General features: G+C 55.4%; 19 protein-coding genes and 1 pseudogene. 13 read left to right on the forward strand and 7 right to left on the reverse strand.

Annotated features, from left to right (window positions below; genetic code table 11):
* Positions 1–41 precede the first annotated feature (41 nt).
* From SIB88_RS14585 to SIB88_RS14595, 3 genes are all read left to right on the forward strand, one after another.
* Positions 42–1,049, forward strand: coding sequence for a dipeptidase (locus SIB88_RS14585; protein ID WP_412558363.1), 1,008 nt, complete (start codon positions 42–44; stop codon positions 1,047–1,049).
* A 145-nt stretch (positions 1,050–1,194) separates the two neighbouring features.
* On the forward strand, positions 1,195–1,434 hold the full coding sequence (locus tag SIB88_RS14590) for a type II toxin-antitoxin system ParD family antitoxin (protein ID WP_228195975.1): 240 nt from the start codon (positions 1,195–1,197) through the stop codon (positions 1,432–1,434).
* Positions 1,434–1,724, forward strand: a complete 291-nt coding sequence (locus tag SIB88_RS14595; protein ID WP_228195974.1) for a type II toxin-antitoxin system RelE/ParE family toxin — start codon at positions 1,434–1,436, stop codon at positions 1,722–1,724. The genes SIB88_RS14590 and SIB88_RS14595 overlap by 1 nt, the downstream gene beginning before the upstream one ends.
* A gap of 69 nt (positions 1,725–1,793) precedes the next feature.
* Here SIB88_RS14595 and SIB88_RS14600 read toward each other — a convergent pair whose 3' ends face one another.
* A complete protein-coding gene (locus SIB88_RS14600) occupies positions 1,794–2,219 on the reverse strand; it encodes an acyl-CoA thioesterase (RefSeq protein WP_412558364.1) in 426 nt (141 codons plus the stop codon).
* Between the two features lie 293 nt (positions 2,220–2,512).
* Here SIB88_RS14600 and parE point away from each other — a divergent pair, with 293 nt between their 5' ends.
* Positions 2,513–4,495 (forward strand): DNA topoisomerase IV subunit B, encoded by a 1,983-nt coding sequence (gene parE / locus SIB88_RS14605; RefSeq protein WP_101245992.1) that lies wholly within the window; start codon positions 2,513–2,515, stop codon positions 4,493–4,495.
* Between the two features lie 171 nt (positions 4,496–4,666).
* Positions 4,667–5,251, forward strand: a complete 585-nt coding sequence (locus SIB88_RS14610) for a hypothetical protein (protein WP_412558365.1) — start codon at positions 4,667–4,669, stop codon at positions 5,249–5,251.
* Positions 5,252–5,346: 95 nt separating this feature from the next.
* Here the strand turns inward: SIB88_RS14610 and SIB88_RS14615 are convergent.
* Positions 5,347–5,817: pseudogene (locus SIB88_RS14615) on the reverse strand (dihydrofolate reductase family protein); the annotation flags it as partial.
* Between the two features lie 48 nt (positions 5,818–5,865).
* Between SIB88_RS14615 and SIB88_RS14620 the strand changes: the two are divergent.
* A complete protein-coding gene (locus tag SIB88_RS14620) occupies positions 5,866–6,423 on the forward strand; it encodes a TetR/AcrR family transcriptional regulator (protein WP_412558366.1) in 558 nt (185 codons plus the stop codon).
* A 10-nt stretch (positions 6,424–6,433) separates the two neighbouring features.
* Here SIB88_RS14620 and SIB88_RS14625 read toward each other — a convergent pair whose 3' ends face one another.
* Together SIB88_RS14625 and SIB88_RS14630 are read right to left on the reverse strand one after the other, a co-directional pair.
* Positions 6,434–7,195: an alpha/beta fold hydrolase gene (locus tag SIB88_RS14625; RefSeq protein ID WP_412558367.1), complete on the reverse strand. Its 762-nt coding sequence runs from the start codon at positions 7,193–7,195 to the stop codon at positions 6,434–6,436.
* Complete coding sequence (locus SIB88_RS14630) at positions 7,192–7,752, reverse strand: hydrolase (protein WP_068518423.1); 561 nt, start codon at positions 7,750–7,752, stop codon at positions 7,192–7,194. Before SIB88_RS14630 ends, SIB88_RS14625 begins: the two co-directional genes overlap by 4 nt.
* Positions 7,753–7,963: 211 nt before the next feature.
* Here SIB88_RS14630 and SIB88_RS14635 point away from each other — a divergent pair, with 211 nt between their 5' ends.
* Positions 7,964–9,889 (forward strand): DEAD/DEAH box helicase, encoded by a 1,926-nt coding sequence (locus SIB88_RS14635; protein WP_412558368.1) that lies wholly within the window; start codon positions 7,964–7,966, stop codon positions 9,887–9,889.
* A gap of 83 nt (positions 9,890–9,972) precedes the next feature.
* Here the strand turns inward: SIB88_RS14635 and SIB88_RS14640 are convergent, their stop codons facing one another.
* A complete protein-coding gene (locus SIB88_RS14640; protein ID WP_068518425.1) occupies positions 9,973–10,419 on the reverse strand; it encodes an Rrf2 family transcriptional regulator in 447 nt (148 codons plus the stop codon).
* A gap of 3 nt (positions 10,420–10,422) precedes the next feature.
* Complete coding sequence (locus SIB88_RS14645) at positions 10,423–10,920, reverse strand: GNAT family N-acetyltransferase (protein ID WP_082817773.1); 498 nt, start codon at positions 10,918–10,920, stop codon at positions 10,423–10,425.
* A gap of 422 nt (positions 10,921–11,342) precedes the next feature.
* Between SIB88_RS14645 and SIB88_RS14650 the strand changes: the two genes are divergently transcribed.
* Positions 11,343–11,822, forward strand: a complete 480-nt coding sequence (locus tag SIB88_RS14650; RefSeq protein WP_068518426.1) for an Lrp/AsnC family transcriptional regulator — start codon at positions 11,343–11,345, stop codon at positions 11,820–11,822.
* 233 nt (positions 11,823–12,055) lie between these two features.
* Here the strand turns inward: SIB88_RS14650 and SIB88_RS14655 are convergent, their stop codons facing one another.
* Positions 12,056–13,399 (reverse strand): MATE family efflux transporter, encoded by a 1,344-nt coding sequence (locus SIB88_RS14655; protein ID WP_228195969.1) that lies wholly within the window; start codon positions 13,397–13,399, stop codon positions 12,056–12,058.
* A 661-nt stretch (positions 13,400–14,060) separates the two neighbouring features.
* Between SIB88_RS14655 and SIB88_RS14660 the strand changes: the two genes are divergently transcribed.
* From SIB88_RS14660 to SIB88_RS14680, 5 genes are all read left to right on the forward strand, one after another.
* Positions 14,061–14,687 carry a LysE family translocator gene (locus SIB88_RS14660; RefSeq protein ID WP_228195968.1) on the forward strand — a complete coding sequence of 209 codons (627 nt, stop codon included), beginning with the start codon at positions 14,061–14,063 and terminating at the stop codon, positions 14,685–14,687.
* Positions 14,688–14,989: 302 nt separating this feature from the next.
* A complete protein-coding gene (locus SIB88_RS14665; RefSeq protein ID WP_101245985.1) occupies positions 14,990–15,688 on the forward strand; it encodes an alpha/beta hydrolase in 699 nt (232 codons plus the stop codon).
* 316 nt (positions 15,689–16,004) lie between these two features.
* Positions 16,005–17,705 carry a methyl-accepting chemotaxis protein gene (locus SIB88_RS14670; RefSeq protein WP_412558369.1) on the forward strand — a complete coding sequence of 567 codons (1,701 nt, stop codon included), beginning with the start codon at positions 16,005–16,007 and terminating at the stop codon, positions 17,703–17,705.
* Positions 17,706–17,945: 240 nt separating this feature from the next.
* Positions 17,946–19,646: a methyl-accepting chemotaxis protein gene (locus tag SIB88_RS14675; RefSeq protein ID WP_206927399.1), complete on the forward strand. Its 1,701-nt coding sequence runs from the start codon at positions 17,946–17,948 to the stop codon at positions 19,644–19,646.
* A gap of 566 nt (positions 19,647–20,212) precedes the next feature.
* On the forward strand, positions 20,213–20,935 hold the full coding sequence (locus SIB88_RS14680; RefSeq protein WP_412558370.1) for a glycoside hydrolase family 25 protein: 723 nt from the start codon (positions 20,213–20,215) through the stop codon (positions 20,933–20,935).
* Positions 20,936–21,175: the final 240 nt, after the last annotated feature.

Consider the following 21,175-nt stretch of genomic DNA (forward strand, 5'->3'; position numbering starts at 1 on the left):
TCACGTCGCCACACCAAACGAAGAAACGGGAACCTGTTTGAATGACGATTGCCACCAACCCATCGCGCCCGGCAACCTATCGCCCCAGCTTTACCTGGGATGCGCATGCCTGCCTGCCTTTGGATGAAAAAACACCCGAAAGCCTTCTGGACGAATATGTGAAGGGCAACGTGGATTATGTCTGTATCAATGTCGGCATGGACATGAACACCATCCCCCACATTCTGCGCGTCATTGCCGCCTTCCGCGCCAAGATCGCCGCCCATCCCGACAAATACATGCAGATCGACAGCTTTGACGATCTTGCCATCGCCAAGCAAAAAGGCCTGCTCGGCGTCGGCTTTGATCTGGAAGGCTCGGTCATGCTGCAAGACATGCCCGAAATGATCCCGGTCTTTGCCAGACTGGGGGTCAAGCAGATCCACTTTGCCTATAACCGCAACAACTCGGTCGCGGGCGGCTGTCACGATGTTGATATGCCCCTGACCGACCTTGGGGTGGAAATGGTCAAATCGGTCAATGCCAATGGCATGATCATGGATTGTTCCCATACCGGACGGCAAAGCTCGCTTGATATCATGCGGGTATCATCCAAACCGGTGGTCTTCAGCCACGCCAATCCCAAGGTTCTGGGCGGTCATGAACGCTGCGTTGATGATGAACAGATCAAGGCCTGTGCCGATACCGGCGGCGTGATCGGCATTTGCGGTTTCCAGCGTTTCATCAAATCGCCAAATGCCCCGGAAGTCCCCGATATGATCCGCCACATCAAATATGCGGTCGATCTGGTCGGTGTTGATCATGTCGGCATCGGGCTTGATACCATGCCCGAAGTTGCCGGCTGCAACGACTTCCCCGATGGCGTTGACCGTTCCTATTACTGGCCGGTCGCCAGCGGCTATGGCCCGGGTGCGGGCGGTGCTGCGGTATTTGACCCGAAAAAGCTCCCTGCCCTCGCCGATGCCCTGATCGCCATCGGCTACTCAACCGACGACGTAGACAAAATCATGGGCGAAAACTTCATCCGGGTTGCCAAGGCAAGCTGGTAGCAGCGACACACAGATAAAAAGCCTCGTCCGAGTATCTCGGGCGGGGCTTTTTCGTTATCCACCCGATGGCACAGCACAATCATTTGCCCACTGTGCTCAAAATAGGTAGGATAAAGTAGGATAAAAGAGGCTAGGAGATCACTTTATGATCAAGAAAAGCATCACCGTCACCGAAACGCAGGAAGCCTGGATTCAGGCACAGCTTGCGACGGGACAATATGCTTCTGACAGCGAAGTCGTCCGCGAAGCTTTGCGCGAAAAACAAATGCGCATGGCAGAAATGGAACATATTCGCAGCACGCTGATAGCAGCCGAAGAAAGCGGTCTTTCAACCCTGTCGAAGGAAGACATCCGCACATCTGTCAAAGCGGAACTTGAACCCTGATGGCATCTTATCGTCTGAGCAAACTTGCAGAAGACGATATCAGGCGCATTTATCGCTTTGGCATCGATACGTTCGGGCAACAGCAGGCTGATATTTACTTTGACGCGCTGTTTGATCAATTCGACAAAATCGCGCAGGCCCCTGCCATCTATCAAGCCATAGACTTCATCCGTCCCGGGTATCGCCGCTGCGTCTTTGGCGCGCATAGCATCTACTTTCGGATGGACAACGATACCGCTCTAATCATGCATATACTTGGGCGCGAAAATCCGAGCGCACTCGATATCTAGCGGGATATGCAAAACCGCCAGAAAACCGGATCGGTTCTGCACATACCCCGTAGCCTGACAATCAAACCGTCAGACCGAAACACCGTCACTTCTCACCGCACGCGGGCGGCCTTCGGCGTCGATGGCAACAAAGGTAAAGGTGGCCTCGGTGACCTTGATGCGCGGCGGCTGGTTGCGGCGCAGCACCCAGGCTTCGAGATGCAGAACGATTGATGTGTTGCCGATCCGTTCGATATCGCCATACACGCAAACCGTATCACCGACATAAACCGGACGCAGGAAGGTCATGCCGTCAACCGCGACGGTTGCAATACGGCCTTCGGCGATCTGGCTTGCCAGAACACCCCCGGCAATATCCATCTGCGACATCAGCCAGCCGCCAAAGATATCCCCGCTCGGGTTTGTATCGGCGGGCATTGCCAATGTCCGGGTACAAAGATCGCCACGCGGCATCGTGTTGTCGCTGACGTGTGTTTGCTCATTCTCTGTCGCCATCGGGCTCACTCCTGTTTCGGGCACGTTGAAAAAAGACGTGCATATTTTTTTATTGGACCTCCCGGTCTCGGTTTTCTGCGCCGCAGCTTTAAAAATGTGATCTTTGGCAAAGACCACCACTTGCATTGGACTTGAAAACACATTTTTATGGTCCGTGCTAACCGACATGTGGCACGAACCATCGAACATATGGTACTCGTTTAGCGCCGAGGCATCCAACGCTCAATATCGATCAACAGATATGCGTTGTTGGACCTTGTTTTAACACAATAAAAGAAGTTGCGTTCCGGGGCATGACCGACCTTTTTGAAGATTCAAACCAATCCACAGACAAAGCCTATTCCGCCAAGGACATCGAGGTTCTCGAAGGCCTGGAGCCTGTGCGTCGCCGCCCCGGTATGTATATCGGCGGCACCGATGATGCGGCCCTGCACCATCTGGTCGCAGAGATCCTGGATAACTCCATGGACGAAGCGGTCGCTGGCCACGCGGACTGGATCGAACTGGAACTGAAACCGGACAATACCGTACTTGTCCGCGATAACGGCCGCGGTATTCCGACCGATCCGCATCCGAAGTTCCCCGACAAATCCGCCCTTGAAGTCATTCTGACCACCCTGCATTCCGGTGGTAAGTTTTCGGGCAAGGCCTATGAGACATCGGGCGGTTTGCACGGTGTGGGTATGTCTGTCGTGAACGCCCTGACCGAAAAATTCCGGGTTGAGGTCTGCCGCGATCGCAAAATGGTATTCCAGGAATATTCGCGCGGTGTGCCGCAGATGCCGCTTCAGGATGGCGGTGCGATCAATAACCGCCGCGGCACCACGGTCATTTTCAAACCCGATCCCGAGATTTTTGGCGCCCGCGCCAAACTCAAACCGGGCACCATCTTCCGCATGGCGCGGTCCAAGGCCTATCTCTATAAGGGCGTTGAAATCCGCTGGTCGGTTGATCCGTCGCTTTTGACAAGTGATGACCCGACCCCGCAGCAGGAAGTCCTGAAATTCCCGAACGGGATTCTCGACTATCTGGAAATGACGCTTGAGGGCCGCGAACTCGTCACCGAACGCCCGTTCGCCGGCGAAGCCAAGTTTTCCGACAGTCCCGGTCGCGTTGAATGGGCAATCGGCTGGCCCGAAAGCGGCGAAGGCTATTTCCATTCATACTGTAACACCGTCCCGACCCCGCTTGGCGGCACGCACGAAGCCGGTTTCCGCTATGCCCTGACCAAGGCAATCAAGGCCTATGGTGACATGGTCGGTCAGAAAAAGGCTGCGGCCATCACCGCCGAAGACGTGTTTGGCGGCGGCTGCATCATGCTGTCGGTCTTTATTCCCGATCCGCAGTTCCAGGGCCAGACCAAGGAAAAGCTCGGCACCCAGAATGCCACCAAACTGGTTGAAACCGCGGTCCGCGACCATTTCGACCACTGGCTGACAGGGGACACCGAAAACGCCAAGCGTCTGCTCGAACGCATCATCCTGCGCGCCGAGGAACGTCAGCGCCGCAAGGAGAAAAAGGAAACCAAGCGTCAGTCGGCCACCCGCCGCCTGCGCCTTCCGGGTAAACTTGCCGACTGTTCGCGATCAATTGCCGCTGGCACTGAAATCTTCCTGGTCGAGGGTGACTCGGCAGGTGGTTCTGCCAAGCAGGCCCGTGACCGTGAAACACAGGCCGTCCTGCCACTGCGCGGCAAGATCCTGAACGTTGCCTCGGCCACCCGCGAAAAGATGATGGCCAACCAGGAAATCAAGGACATGATCGAAGCCTTTGGCTGCGGCTCCGGGTCCGATTTCCGCCTGAATGACCTGCGTTACGAACGCATCATCATCATGACCGATGCTGACGTCGATGGTGCGCATATCGCATCACTTCTGATGACCTTCTTCTATCAGGAAATGCCCGGTCTGATCGAAAGCGGCCATCTCTATCTGGCGATGCCGCCGCTTTATCGTCTGACCCAGGGCGGCAAATCGATCTATGCGATGGATGACGCCGAAAAGGAAGTCATCCTGAGCACCGAGTTCAAGAACCCGAACAAGGTCGAGATTTCCCGATTTAAAGGTCTGGGTGAAATGCCCCCGCAACAGCTGCGTGAAACCACGATGGCGCATAAAAAGCGGACATTGCTGCGTGTCACCCTGCCCGATGCGGCAGAACCCGATGAACGCGGCCAGACCAAGGACCTGGTCACCCGCCTGATGGGCAAGAAACCGGAACTGCGTTTCCAGTTCATTCAGGAACATGCCCGCTTCGTCGAAGATATCGACGTCTGATCGGCAAACCGATTGCGAAAAACCCGGCCAGTGTGCCGGGTTTTTTATTGGTCCCGCCACAGCATCGCCGCAAAAGCGCGCCTTAATGATCGTCATATCTTTCAGACCGGGTGATCACGCCTGCAATGTGATAGGCTATCTTGCCCGATAAGCTGTCAAAGGACTTGTCCAATGAACATGCGCGCATTTTCCCGTTTTTTGCCGACCGTAACCGGCATGGCGTTGCTTTTGCTTGGCGGGTGCAGTGCCGCCCTGATCGAAGCGCCCAATTACAAGGTCACCGAAGTCCAAAGCTTCAAGACCACCGGCGCGCCAAGTCAGGTCATGCTGCTTGAAATCGTTGATCCGGCCAACAGCCTTCCGGCCAAAACATGGACCGATGCGCTTTCCAATCACGGTTTTGCGCCGCGCCTGCGCTTTGTTACCGATCCCGCCGATATTGCGGCAAATGAAACCATCAAACCGGAAAACCGGTTGGTGGCTGTGGTCAACCCGTCACAAAACACCTTTGGCGATGCGATCTGCACCAACCCGCAAACCGGCGGCATGGAACACATTTCTGATCGCCTGATTGTGCGGTTCGGCTTTTGCTCCGGCGATAATGTCATCTCTGAAACCCGGGCGCGTTTTGTGCCTGAAAACTTTGAAAGCCAGCTGTTTGCCAATGCCGACACGCTAAGCTACCAACTGTTCCCGCGCCATATCCGCAACAATGACGATGACCGTTTCTGCAGCCCGTTCCAGACGGTTTGCTGATCCGGGATGCCTAAACGATCAGTCAGCAATCAACATGTTGGTGAGAACCGGTAATGCAAACGCACACATCCGCGATCAAGCATTTGCGTACTGATCAATGTCGGACTGCTGCGAAAACCTGTCTGGGGGAAAAGCGGTTTTCCCCCACCCAGAATTTCGGGCATGACGTAAATTTCAATTTCGTCAAGCGCACCTCGTTCAATGAACGCCATTTGCAGCTTTCCACCGCCCAGCATCCAGACATCCCCATCATCAAAAGCACGAAGTTCGGCAATCAATGCGTCAACGTCACTTCGCACGTCAATATCCGCGACAGGATTATCAATCGGACGGGATGTAACCACAATTACCCGCTTTCCGTGATAAGGCCATTCCGATGGTTGGCGTGCAACAAAGTCGTAGGTTCCCCGCCCCATCACCAGGGTTTGAATGCGCTTGATGAACTTGTTGTAATCGTATTCACCAAGATCCATCCCGTCATATGCAAACAACCAATCGAGATTGTCATTTCTGTCCGCGATCATCCCGTCAAGACTGGTTGCGATATACCCAAGAATTCTTGCCATGATCAAATCTCCATTGATTTATAAATGAATATACGTTTATAAATAATCATGGCAAGAAACAAGACAATTCCCGACGATCAGGTGCTCGACACCATCTTTGAAACCGTGCTTGAAACCGGACCGTCAAACCTGACATTTGCCCGGGCATCAAAAGCCTGCGGTCTCTCACCAGCAACACTTGTGCAACGCTATGGCACGCGTGATGCTCTGCTCGTTGCAACATTACTCCGGGCTTGGGACCGCCTAGATGCTGAAACGCATGCTGCGGATCAGGAAGAAGCACTTGATCCGAATGGCGCAATCGAAATTCTGCTGCGCCTGATGCCCCCGGAAACGGCAGACCGGGACAGCACCAACGGCTTGCTGGTTCTGCATGAAGACATTTGCAACCCGCAACTTCGCGCACGCGGCGCAGCTTGGGGACATCACCTTGCCGCAATCCTTGGCCGCCGCCTGTCAGACCACCCCGAAGAGGGAAAAAAGCTTGGCTGGCAAATGGCCAGCATATGGCAAGGGGCACATATATGGTGGGCTTTCACCCGTGAACAGCCAGCCGATCAGTCGATCCGGGCAACGCTCGAAGAATGGGTTGCTCGTAACATATAAAAATGCCGCCCTACCGTAGAAGAAGGTCAACCAAAGCACGGGCAAAAATCGCGGGCTGTTCAAGCGGTACATAATGCCCTGCCCCGGCGACCTCGTGATAATCTGCGCTGGCAATCCGGCTTGCCATATCCCGGTGGCTTTCCGGGCTGATCACCTGATCGGCTTCGCCCGACATCACACAGCTCGGGATATCAATCCTGGCAAGCGTCCCCTGACTGTCGGGGCGATGGGCAACCGCGATGCTTTGACGCAGAAAGACCTCCGCTCCGGCCTGCTCGGCCATATCGCCCAAAAGCTGGATCAAGGTGTCATTGCTGCGATTATCGGGATGGATCATCTCGTCAAGCAACGTGTCATTGATCCCGACAAAACGTTGCGCGCGCCCGGCAAGCCGGGCAAGAAGGACACGACGGCGTTTGACCGCCTCTGTATCGGCTGTTGCCCGGGTATTAACCAGCATCAGATGACTGACGCGTGCTTTCGCCTGACGCAGGATTTCAAAGGCGACATAGCCGCCCATCGACATCCCCACCAGCGCAAACCGGTCTGGCGCGGCATCAAGAACCGCACGCGCCATCGCCGCCACACTGTCCTGATCAAACAGATCAAAATGAAGTGGACGGATCGCAGGTTTGCCGTTCATTTCAACCCGACCATAGGCCGCAATTGCCGGCTCCCACATCCGCTGATCAGCCAGCATTCCTGACAAAAACACAACGGGCACGCCATCCATTCCGGCGTGCCCGAAATCCTGATCCGGCCCGGATGTCATTTGATCAGCGCACTCAATTCCTTGAATTCCGGGGTACCGGCAACGCGCAGCCATTCAAACATCACGCTTTCACGGGTGACGATCTTTGCCCCGGCATCGCGCATGCGTTCAAGCCCGAAAATCTTGTCCTGGGTGCTGCGCGATGTCACCGCATCGGCAACCACATAGACCTCGCGTCCGCGTTCAAGAAGTTCCAGCACCGTCTGAAGCACACAAACATGGGTTTCCATACCGATCACCACCACCTGGTCACGGCCCGGATTTTCTTCCATTTTTTCGATAAAGCCGTCTGCCGGGATTGCCGAAAACGCCACCTTGGCAACCACATTGCCGCCATCGGCAACATCACCGGGTTTTTCCACAAGATCCAGAATGGGTTTTGCCGTATGGCCAAGCCCCTTGGGATATTGTTCGGTGACAATCACGGGCACGCCAAGCCGGTTGGCACATTTGATCAGGAAACAGCAATTGGCAATGATCTGTTCGGGCTCCTGACATGCCGGATAAAGCTTTTCCTGAACATCGATAACCAGCAAACTTGCGCGTGTCGCATCCATCAGCACGGCTTTTCTCCCATGTGTGATTGTTATTTTGACAGGTTACGCTGCCAAATTGTTGCAAACAAGCCTCTCAACAGGGTGTTTATCGGTTTTCGAAGCGAATTTTGCGGCGTTTTTCTTGACTTAATTCAGGGTTAGCTTTACGACCCAAACTGATTTTTGCATATCCGCTTCACTTAACGCATTCTATTGCGGGAAAACGAACCATATGAATTTCGCCGATCTCGGTCTGAGCGAAGATATCCTCAAAGCCGTTGCAGACGCCGGCTACGACACCCCAACCCCGATCCAGGCTCAAGCTATCCCGTCGGTGCTGATGGCACGCGACATTCTGGGCTGTGCACAGACGGGCACGGGTAAAACGGCCAGCTTCACCCTGCCGATGCTTGATATCCTGCATCACGGCCGCGCGCGTATGCGTATGCCGCGTTCCATCATTCTGGAACCGACCCGCGAACTTGCGACCCAGGTTGCGGCAAACTTCGACACCTATGGCAAATACATGTCCCTGTCGAAGGCATTGATCATCGGGGGCGAGTCCGCCGCCGAACAGGGCAAAATCCTGGAAAAGGGCGCAGATGTCATCATCGCGACGCCAGGCCGCCTGATCGATACCTTTGAACGTGGCAAGCTGCTTCTGTCTGACTGCAAATTGCTGGTGATTGACGAAGCCGACCGTATGCTCGACATGGGCTTCATCCCCGACATCGAAAAGATCGTCAATATGCTGCCCAAGCAGCGCCAGACGCTTTTCTTCTCGGCGACCATGCCCAAGGAAATCCGTCGCCTTGCCGACAAATTCCTGTCCAATCCCAAGGAAATTACCGTCGCCCCGCCATCAAGCATGGCCGCAACGGTTGAACACAAACTTCTGGTCCTTGATGACTTTGACAAGCGCGAAGCACTTCGTCAGTTGATCCGCCAGGAAAATGTCAAAAACGCCTTTGTGTTCTGCAACCGCAAAAAAGACGTTGATATCCTTTACAAGTCGCTGACCAAGCACGGCTTCAATGCCGGGCGCATGCATGGCGACATGGCCCAAAGCGAACGTACCGAAACGCTGGCAAAGTTCAAATCGGGCGAGATCACCCTGCTGGTCTGCTCTGACGTTGCTGCGCGCGGGATCGATATCGCCGATGTTTCGCACGTCTTTAACTTCGACGTTCCGTTCAACGCCGAAGATTACGTCCACCGTACCGGCCGTACCGGTCGTGCGGGCCGCGATGGCAAGGCCTTCACCCTTGCCGTACCCGAAGACGGCAAACTGGTCGCAGCCATCCACAAGACGATCAACAAAGACATTCCGCTGACCGAACTTGACGGCATTGAAACGCTTGAGCTGGACTTTACCGGCAAAAAACGGCGTAACAAGAAAAGCCGCAAGTCCAATACGCGTGATGACAAACCGGCCCGTTCGGCAAAATCAAATGACCGTGGCAATGGCGACACCGCCAAGGCACAGCCGGAAACCCCGGCCCAGCCCGCCGCCGCCAAGGATGCCGATCAGAACAAGGCCCCTGCCCGCGATACCCGGGGCAGCAATGAGCGCTTTGATCGCAATGACCGAAACGATCGCAGCGACCGCAATGATCGCAACAATAACCGCAACCACCGGCGCGATCGCGATGACCGCGATGACAAGCCGGTCATCGGTTTTGGCGATCATGTTCCGTCCTTCCTGCTGACGGCGGTTCCGGCTTCAAGCCTTGGCAAAAAGCCTGAGGCAGAAGAAGAAGCACCGAAAAAGACCACCAAACGCAAAATCGCGACGAAATCGACCGCCAAGTCTGACGCCAAGTCGGAAAAGACCACGCGTGCCAAATCGCCGCGTCGTAGCGCGAAAAAGAAAACCGATGACAAGCCGGCAGAAGAAGCTGCACCAACCGCGGTTGATGCACCGATCGACGCCCCAGTAGAGGCCAAAGTAGAAGCCAAAGTAGAGGCCAAAGCAGACGCCAAGACCGAAACCCCGGTCGAAGCAGACGCCGCACCGGCCCCGGCCAAGACCGCAGAAAAGAAACGCAGCCCGCGTCGCCCGCGCAAAAAAGCAGCCCCCAAGGCTGCCAGCAGCGACACCGCCGAAAGCACCGCGCCAGCAGCAGAACCCTCTGCCCCGGCCACCAGCGAAGGCTAGGCTTGCGACATCCCCAAACAAAAGGCCGTCAGAACATTCTGACGGCCTTCTTTCTGTCTGCAAACGCTGCCCGGCTTCTGCAATCAGACCGCGCGGAACAATCCGGTTGATGTCGGCTTTTCCGGGCGACGCTTGCGCATCAGTTTGAGCATGGTTTCGATCGTGATCGACAACAGCGTCGCGTGGGTGATTTCCTCGATCTCGTCCATCACCAGCGACAGTGCCGCCCCGGCATTGGTATTTTGCACAATGCTGTTGGACGGGCCGGTACCGACCTCCTCAAACAGCTGCACCACGTCAAGAAGCGTCGTGCGCTTGGCATTGCCACAAAAACGATATCCGCCCCCGGCACCACGTACCGATTCAACAAGCCCCGCCCGGCCAAGATCACGCAGAACCTTTGCCAGATGGTTGGTGGAAATATTGTACCGTTCGGCAATTTCGGACGCCGAAAGCTGACGGTCGGTATCTTCGGCCAGTTCAAGCACGGCATAGAGGGCAAACAGGGTTGCCTTTTGCAAGGACATCATGGCTTAGGCCCCCTCTTCCATATCGGTCTCAAGCTGGATGAACGGTCCGGCCATCATGCCCTGGGATCGGAAGAATGACATCAGGTCGGTGGCATCGCGCGGGATCATGGTGCGGACCTTGGTCACACCGGCCTTGCGGAAACACCGGCAGATTTCCTTATAAAGAATGGTGCCGATCCCGCCCATGCGCAGATCCGGCTCGACACTGACGGTACCGACCCAGCCACATGGCACGGAATTGAATTCCCACGACCGCACTTCACCGAAAATACAGCCCAGAAGCGTGCTGCCTTCTTCTGCAATCAGGAAAAACCGGGAATCCTTGCGGTTGCCATATCGGGTAAACAGATCGTCCCAATAATCAGGCTTGCGCAAACCTGTTGTCCGGTCATCCAGATCGACAACATTTGGCAGATCTTCAAGGACTGCCGGACGGATATTGATTTTATGCTCGCCAATCGTAACCAGGTTATATCCCGGTGCATTTTGCGCAGCGTCCACCTTGTATGCCTTTCAGTAACGTGGTTGGCCGTGCCAACCTCTCCCGGCGTCGGATCAGGAGAATAACCACAATCAAAATAAGTAAATTGGTACGATTATACTATACTGTTCAGACCGGGCACGGCAATGATAAGTTCCGCTGCAACTGCGAGCAGTCCGGCCCGTCTATGCCAAGCATTTCAAGGAACTGAAGGACATACTTGCATTCATCTGATCTTGCAAGCATCAAGCAGATGGCTGCTTTGGCTCTTTCACCTCTGTCATATACACAGACAGCCCGTAAAAAATGCGATGCGCGATCACGCAATCATTGACAGAAACCCGAAGTCATGGCTTATCGCGCAGCAGAAAATACTTACATCGGGCCTGAAATTTGGCAAATTGTAGCCCGCTGTTTATGACCCAAAGGAGTGTGGCACGCTATGGCGCGCAACGGATTCGACGCAATTGATCGCAAAATTCTTCGTGAAATTCAGGAAGACGGTCGCATTTCGATGGTCGAATTGGCTGACAAGGTCGGCCTGTCTGTTTCTCCCTGTCTGCGGCGTTTGCGCAAACTCGAAGAAAGCGGCGTGATCCGCAAATATGTTGCCCTGCTTGATCCGGCACATCTTCATCTTGGCGTGAATGTCTTTGTCACCGTCTCCCTGACCCAGCATGACGAACCGTCGCTCCGTCGCTTTGAAACCGCGGTCCAGGAACATCCGGAAATCGTCGATTGCTATGCCATGGTCGGCAATCAGGATTACATGATGCGCATCGTCGTGCCCGACCCCGCATCCTATCAGCGCTTCCTGTCCGAAGTGATGATGAAGCTTCCCGGTGTTGCCAACATGAAATCAAGCTTCACCCTGCATGAAGTCAAAAACAGCACCACCCTTCCGGTTTCCGACATCGACTGATCTGATGTTGCTGCCCTGCGAGTGCTGATTTGCGGCTTGCGCCATCTAAGCAATGACGCAAAACGGCGGACCATTCAAACCGGCACCGTCATCCCCGCACAGGCTGGCACATCGCCCCTGGGTGCAAAACATCCCAGCTTTAGCTTAACCCTGCGGACACACTGCGCACTTGGGCACCCGGCCTTAAGACACAAGCTCGAAACGCCAGCCGTGTACGCGCATCATGCCCACTGTTACGCGCGCATCGCCGCCACACGCCGATCCGGGATAATGGTCGGGAACAGAACGGCCAGTGTCAGACCGCGCAACAGGAAAAAGGCGTTAAACGCCGCCCACAGCAAATGGTTGCTGTCCATCGCAACAGCCCCCCACGCCATCAGCGCATAAATCCCCACCGATACCAGCATCATGTTGCGCCAGTGCTTGGTTTGCATCGCGCCCAGAAACACCCCGTCAAACTGAAAGCCCAGAACCCCGGTAACCGGCAAAATGACCGCCCACAGCAAATAGGTATAGGACGCCTCGCGCACCTCGGGGATGCTGGTCAGGGCATCAATGATCCACGGACCGGTCACGGCAAAGATCGCCGCCATACACACCGCTGATACAATCCCCCAGATCGTGGTCTTGCGCACCGCCCACAGGAACTGTTTGCGTCGCTCCGCCCCATAGGCCTGCCCGACAAGGGTTTCGGCGGCATGGGCAAAGCCATCAAGGGCAAATGACCCGAACATCAAAAAGTTCTGCAACACCGCATTGGCCGCAAGGGTGACTTCGCCAAATCGGGCCGAGAAACTGGTAAACAGCGCAAAGGCCGATGTCAGCGCCATGGTGCGCACAAAGATATCACCATTGATCTTCATCAGCTTGGCAAGCTGCACCCGATCAAGAACCCCGATCCCGCGCCATGTGCCGCCCAGACGTTTCAGGTGCGGCTGCATCAAAAACCAGCCCAGAACCACGCCGGAATAATCGGCAATCACCGTCGCGCCAGCCACCCCTTTGACGTCCCAGCCGAACCCTTGCACAAACAGGATATCAAGAACGATGTTAAGCGAGTTCAGCACCACCTGGAAAATGAACACCGCCCGGCTGTCGCGCATCGCAAGCAACCAGCCCAGCATGCAATATTGCATCAATGTCGCCGGTGACGCCCAAATCCGCACATGGAAATAGTCACGGGCGGCGGCCTCGACCGCCGGTGTTGGCGCAATCAGCGACATCGCAAGCTCGATGATCGGCCATTGCAATATCATCACCGCAAGCCCGGCAGTCATCGCGATCAGGGCCGCGCGCGCAAACACCGCCCGCACCCCGTTGGGGTCACGCCGGCCATAGGCCTGTGCCGCAAGCCCGGTGGTCGCCATGCGCAGGAAACCGAAACTCCAGAACACATAGGAAAAAATCAGCGCCCCGACCGCAACCGCACCAATATAGTGCGGGCTGTCAAGATGACCGACCACTGCCGTATCAACCGCGCCAAGCAACGGAACTGTGGCATTGGACAAAATGATCGGCAGGGTCAGTGACAGAACACGTCGATCCCCCTTGCCGAACCAGCGGCGCGTGCGGTTCATCTGGGCCTCGGAATTGGACTTGATTTGGGGCGTTTTGCCGAACAGTGCCGGCAACCGGAAGATTTCTTGTCGCACAGATTAAGGCAAGACAAAAGACGGGTTGTCATGACAACCACAGGCAAAAAATCCACATCGTTGAATTTTGCCCGACCTTGCACCTATCATTTTGCAATAATCGTATTTCATTTTTGTGACATCCGTCGCGATTTTCGGAATACCAAATTCGCCAATGCGTAAAAATATCGACGCAACCATTTGATTTTAAATAACAAATAAAGTTTCACAATATCCACACTGGAAAAAAGGTCACTTTGCGAAAACCGATACCAACGGATAGATCATTCTTCAGATGATCGTAAAAATGGCGGTGGAATTATAAAAATTCGCCTATACCGGCCTTTCCATCCACACACTTATCCACAGGCTGATGATCCTGACCGGTTCGCGCACGCGAAACCCGATCGTCCCGAACCGGTCCCTGTTCCTTATCACCAGTCATCATCCATCCTGTTGCCATGACCAGCTTGATCTGGTTCCAACCATCCGGTCGTTGTGATCACGCCTTTGCGCCCTTTGCGCCCTTTGCGACCTTTGCGACCTTTGCGGCCTTTGCAAAATTTCCGATCCGTGCAACTTTATTGCCAGCACAAAGGAAACCGGCATGTTTGATCTCACCAGTCTTCTGACCATTGCCATTGCCTTCTTCATCGCCGCGGCATCGCCGGGGCCGGCGACCCTTGCGGTTGCGACGGTCTCGATGCATTCCGGGCGAAAATCAGGCCTGCTTTTCGGGGCCGGACTTGCGCTCGGACTGGCCTTTTGGGGATTGGTGGCGGCAACCGGTCTTGGCGCGATCCTCCAGGCATCAAGCTACGCGCTCTCGGTCCTGAAGCTGGTCGGCGGGGCTTATCTTCTGTGGCTGGCATGGATGTCGGCCCGTTCTGCCATGGTCAAAGCCGATATGTCTGTACCCCCCAAATCAACGCGTCACCCCGGCTTCCGCCACGGGCTGGTTCTCAACCTGTCCAATCCCAAGGCCGTGATTGCCTGGATGGCGGTTCTGGCACTTGGCCTTGATGATGGCGGGTCTGCTGCCCAGGTGATGCTGGCAACCGGCACCTGCATGGTGCTGGGCCTTGCGATCTATATGCTCTATGCGCTGGTCTTTTCGACATCGGGGGCGATGGCGCTTTATCGCAAAACCCGGCGCTGGATCGATGGCGCGGTTGCCGGGCTGTTCGCAGCGGCCGGGATCGGTTTGATCCGCTCTGCCTTTGTAAAACAGTGATCATCTTTCCCCGCTGACTTGCTGAATTTGCCGAACTTGCCGAACCTGCCAGCGGGACGGCCTGCGCAGCTCACCCTGTTCGCGCCATTCCGGCTCCTCCGCGATACCCTCACCCGGCCATATGTCGGTTATCCCGCGAACACCCGTTGCCCGACCATGGCCCCCTCCATGCCCAAGAATTCCGCAAGATTTCCCGATATTTGCCCTGCACATGACCGACAGCACCCCGGATCGCAAAAATAACTGGTGGTCAGCTGTCTGCATTGCTAATCAGGGGAAAAGGATTTTTCAGGAAAGTCATTATGAGCACTGATCATCTATTGTCTGGCCCGACACTGCCGGCGGCATCGGGAACCTCCAAAAGCGTTGTGATCCTGCTGCATGGATATGGCGCGGATGGCAACGACCTGATCGGGTTGGCCCCGCATCTGGCGCGCGCCCTGCCCGACACCAGTTTCTATTCACCCAATGCGCCGTTCCCCTGCGAAATGTCGCCATTCGGTCGTCAATGGTTCAGCCTGGCCGAATATGATCCGGAATTCCTGCGCCGTGCGCCCGAAACCATGTCCGGTGCCCTTGCCGCCATGGCCGAAGGGGCCAATAAAAGCGCATCCTACGTCAATGACTTCATTGATCATGTTATGGAAACCCATGGCATTGACGAAGACCGGATCGCGCTGGTCGGTTTTTCACAAGGCACCATGATGTCGCTGCAAACCGCCCCGCGCCGCGCCAAGCAGCTTGCCGGTGTGGTCGGCTTTTCCGGGGCACTTCTGGGCGATGGCGCCTTTGCCACCGATCTGAAATCGCGCCCGCCGGTCCTGCTGGTGCATGGCACCGCCGATCCGGTGGTCCCGATCGAGGCATCGCGCATCGCACGCGATACATTGGCCGCCAACGGCATCGACGTTTCCCTGCATGAACGTCCGAACCTGCAACATGGTATCGACGAAGAAGGCCTGGGTCTCGCGCTTGAATTTTTGCGCAAACATCTCGGCTAAGGCCGCTTCAAAACACAAAAAAATGCAAAAGCACCTGCTGTTAGACAGTCAGGTGCTTTTTTTATTGAAAACAGCCCCAACATATCACCGGTCATCGCACGGGTCTTGCCGGTGATTTCAACAACCAGGCCGCACAAAGCCCCCTGTGATCAACACCATACAGCCCGCGTGGCACGCAAATAACTGATGCACATTTTCGCGCCACACCCTATACTTTCGAGATAAGAACCTATCCATAACATTAATAAAATTCTAAACGGCATCGCTTCCTGCCGTGGCTCAAACGGAAACAATCAAGAAAACGGGTACACAGACCATGCTTCAAAACATCAGGATCGGTAAAAAGGTCGCAAGCTTGTCGCTACTGTCGCTTGTCGCTTTGCTTTTGATTGCCGCACTTGAACTTCAAACGTTGCGCAGCGGGATGCTCGAAGACCGCAAAGACAAAATTCAGACAACTGTTTCAATGCTGGTAACAGCGGCCCAATCCTATCAGGACCGCGTAAACAGTGGTGAACTCACTCAGGAAGCAGCTACAACCGAGTTCTATCGCTGGAGCACTGCGGCAAGGTTTGATGAAGGCACGGGCTATTTCTTTGCCTATGACAAAAACGGCATCAACAAGCTACATGGCGCCAAGCCGTCTCTTAACGGCACGGATATGAGCCAGGTTAAAGACCCTACGGGCAACTTCATCGTGCAGGACCTCTTGGCTGCGGCGCAAAACCCGGAAGGCGGTTTCTTCTCTTATTACTGGCCAAAACCCGGCGAGCCAGAGGAGAAACTTTTCGAAAAGCTTTCCTATTCCGCTATGCTCCCGTGGGGTGATGCAATCGGCACCGGGATCTATATTGACGATGTGGATGCCGCCTTCTGGGAACAGGCCGTTTTTGTGATGGTATTCATTGCGATCGTTGTTGCCCTGATGATTGCCTTATCTCTTGCGATAGGACGCAACATCACAGTTGGCCTGAATAAACTCTCAACCCGTATGACTGAAATCGCCAATGGCAAACTCGAAGGCGAAATCGAAGGCCAAGACCGTGGCGACGAAGTCGGCGACATGGCACGCACTGTCGTTTCCTTCCGCCAGCAAGCGCTTGAAAACCGCGAATTGCAGGATCGCCAGAAACAGCTGGAAATCCAGGCGGACAAACAGCGCCGCAAGGACATCACCGATATGGCTGATAGCCTTGAACAGCGCGTCAAAAACCTGATCCGCTCGATCTCGACCTCGATCGCAGAGATGAAGCAGGCCACCTCCTCGATGCAGGAAGCCAGCAACACCAACAGCCAGCTGTCAGCCGCTGTGGCATCTGCCACGACCCAGACGTCAACCAACGTTCAGACCGTCTCGGCCGCGACCGAGGAACTGACCGCATCAAGCGATGAAATCGCCCATCAGATCGCCCAGTCAGCCGACATTGCCAATCAGGCCAATGAACAGGCCGCACGCACCAACGAAACCGTCACCGGCCTTGCCGATGCGGCCCAGAAAATCGGGGATGTGGCAAAACTGATCGGCGATATTGCCGAACAGACCAACCTGCTGGCCCTCAACGCCACGATCGAGGCGGCCCGTGCCGGTGACGCCGGCAAAGGTTTCGCCGTCGTCGCAAGCGAGGTCAAAAACCTTGCCAATCAGACCGCCAAGGCGACCGAGGAAATCAACCAGCAAATCCTCTCGGTTCAGAATGAAACCGGCGAGGCCGTTGATGCCATCCGTCTGATTTCCGAAACCATCGCACGCGTTGCCGACAGTTCGACCGCAATTGCCGCCGCTGTTGAAGAACAGCATGCCGCAATCGGGGAAATTTCGCGCAACGTTCAGCAGGCTGCCGATGGCACCGCCGAAGTCTCCCAGCGCATTGAAACCGTCAATGACAATGCCGGGCGCGTATCTTCCGGCACCAGCCAGCTGGCCCATTCGGCCGAAAAACTGGTCGATGAAGCCCGCTCGCTTGATCAGGCGGTCGAAAGCTTCCTCGCTGACCTGCGTCAGAGCGCGATCAAATAATCGCGACACACATCACCGTGACAGGGCCGCATTCGCATGAATGCGGCTCTTTTTTTGGCAATAAATCGACATCACACCACAGAGTTGAACTCGCGCCTGGCAACTCCCATCTCAAGAAAGATCAGAAACTATACTTTAGTGGGGAGTTTTACTTGCCGTAGGTTGCAGTCTCTATTTATATATTAATTCATAATAATATTAATCATAAACCTATCGAGATACTAACGAGCCGGAGGAAACATGCTCGGGAACCTGAAGATCAGTTTTAAAATCACAGCACTTTGTGTCCTTGCATTGCTGGCCGTTGTCGTCATTGCCGTCGTCCAGTTGCTTGAACTCAGAAGTTCGCTGATCGAAGACAGAAAAGAAAAGATCCGCGCCACGACCGAATATGTTGTCTCGATTGCCCAGCGCTATCAGGACAAGGTCACCTCGGGCACCCTGTCCCAAGAAGACGCAATCGCCCAGTTTTATGCCGATGCCGCATCGGGCAGATATGATGGCGATATCGGATACTTCTTTGTCTTCTCCAAAGATGGCATGACCGAGATGCACGGGGCCAACCCGGCACTGGTCGGCAAAAACCTTGGCGAATTGCAGGATTCGGCAGGGAACTACTTCATCCGTGACCTGATCGCTGCGGGCAGCGCGCCCGGTGGCGGCTTCTCGACCTACTGGTGGCCAAAACCCGGCCAGGACAAGGAAACGACCTTCAAAAAACTGTCCTATGCCCATCCCCTGCCCTGGGGTCCGATCATCGGAACCGGCATCTATATTGATGATGTTGACGCTGTCTTCCAGAAACAGGCCCTTTATGTCGTTCTGATTGGCGGCATCATCCTGTTGATCATGGCAGCAAGCGGCCTTGTAATCGGTCGCAACATCACATCGGGTCTGCATAACCTTGCGACAAGAATGCGGGTTATCTCGTCTGGCGACCTCGAAGGCGAAATCGAAGGCCAGGACCGCGCAGACGAAGTCGGCGACATGGCACGCACTGTTGTTTCCTTCCGTCAGCAGGCGCTTGAAAACCGCGAATTGCAGGATCGCCAGAAACAGCTGGAAATCCAGGCGGACAAACAGCGCCGCAAGGACATCACCGATATGGCTGATAGCCTTGAACAGCGCGTCAAAAACCTGATCCGCTCGATCTCGACCTCGATCACCGAGATGAAGCAGGCAACCTCCTCGATGGAAGAAGCCAGCAACACCAACAGCCAACTGTCTGCGGCTGTGGCCTCGGCCACCACACAGACCTCCTCGAATGTGCAAACCGTCTCGGCCGCGACCGAGGAACTGACCGCATCAAGCGATGAAATCGCCCATCAGATCGCCCAGTCGGCCGATATTGCCAATCAGGCCAATGAACAGGCCGCACGCACCAACGAAACCGTCACCGGCCTTGCCGATGCGGCCCAGAAAATCGGGGATGTGGCAAAACTGATCGGCGACATTGCCGAACAGACCAACCTGCTGGCTCTTAACGCCACGATCGAGGCGGCCCGTGCCGGTGACGCCGGCAAAGGCTTCGCCGTCGTCGCAAGCGAGGTCAAAAACCTTGCCAACCAGACCGCCAAGGCGACCGAGGAAATCAATCAGCAGATCCTCTCGGTTCAGAATGAAACCGGCGAGGCCGTTGATGCCATCCGGCTGATTTCCGAAACCATCGCACGCGTTGCTGACAGTTCGACCGCGATTGCCGCCGCTGTTGAAGAACAGCATGCCGCAATCGGGGAAATTTCGCGCAACGTTCAGCAGGCTGCCGATGGCACTGCCGAAGTCTCCCAGCGCATTGAAACCGTCAATGAGAATGCCGGGCGCGTATCTTCCGGCACCAGCCAGCTGGCCCATTCGGCCGAAAAACTGGTTGATGAAGCCCGCTCGCTTGATCAGGCGGTCGAAAACTTCCTGGCCGATCTGCGTCAAAGCGCGACCAAATAACCGCTCTTTGATCCCTGCGGATATTTCATCCCCCGGTGCCCGCCACCGGGGGATTTTTGTCTCTCCGGAATATCTCCCTGTCCGCCCGTTTGGTGCGTATTGACCCGCTTGTCTGACCGCATTTCCGACAGCATCTCCGACGAAAATTCGGATCACGTTTCGGACGATCCCCGGACCTGTTGCCCTTGCCGTTTAGCAGGCCGTGTCTCAGGCCATTTCAATCGTCCCTTCACTGGTCGGCTTCTCTTGCCATGCTTCTTGCACGTCTCTGGCCACGTGCCCGAGCACTACCCATGAACGCACCTCAATCCGTCGCCGAAACCGCGTTCCAAACCTGCCCCACCCGCAACCACGCCCCGAACATCGCCGCCCGTCATCCTGACAGTCTCCCCACGTTCCGGGCGCGCCTAAAAACACGGATCACATCCTTTGGGTCAAACAGTTCGCCGATCCATGCGCCATATGGCTCTGGCCTGATTGTGGTCTTGGATTTACACTGAGTGCGACTTCAGTTCATTGATCGACCGGCCGCCATGCGGTCATGGCCATCGGAAGGACGGAATATCATGACGCCTTCAACCAGTCTGAACACGGCTTTTCGCCATATTTTATCGGGCATCGCGATTGCGGCACTCCTTGTGACTTTCAATCCGCTTGATGTTCGCGCCGATGACCGGAACCCGTCCCTGCATGGCATTGATACATCCCATCACAATGGCGATATCGACTGGCAGAAGGTGCAAAATAACGGCATTGCCTTCACCTTTGTAAAGGCCACCGATGGGCTGGATTATCTTGATCCGACTTTCACCGACCATTTCGCCGCCGCCCGCAAGGCCGGGCTGTTGCGCGGGGCCTATCATTTCTATGAAACCAATGATGACGGTGCCGGTCAGGCCGACTGGTTTATCAAAAACGTCACCCTTGAACCGGGGGACCTGCCGCCGGTTGTTGATATCGAACGGATCAAACCGCCGGTAAAGGGCGATTTGCATCAACAGTTCGAAACCTTCCTGACCAGACTGGAAACCCATTATGGCCGCCGCCCGATCATCTATACCGGCCCGACATTCTGGGAACATGCCATGAAGGATCATTTTCCCGGCAATCAGCTGTGGATTGCCGAATATGGTGTTGATCAACCAACCATCCCGGTGGAATGGGCCAGTTGGAGTTTCTGGCAATATACCGAAGAACTCAGCGTGCCGGGCGTACCGACCAAGGTTGACGGCACCTATTTCAACGGTGATCACGCCCATCTGCGCGCCATGCTGATCCCGGCCAAATAGCCCTCCCGCGCCAACCCCGTCACACAGCTTCAGGCACATAGCATCACACGCTGGCACGTTCACGCTGGCGCATTCACGCTGGCATCAGCCCCCCGAACGCCACAAACAACAAAGGACGGAAAGCACCCTTTCCGTCCTTCATCATCAGCAATTTTTTATTGGCAGTTCCGGGCCAGCCCCGATGCCAGATGCCCGATGCTTCACGCTTTGCCCCGGCATCCCCGACCGCATCGGCGGTCA

Source organism: Thalassospira sp. MIT121401 (genome assembly GCF_047125595.1).
GTDB classification, from domain to species: domain Bacteria; phylum Pseudomonadota; class Alphaproteobacteria; order Rhodospirillales; family Thalassospiraceae; genus Thalassospira; species Thalassospira povalilytica.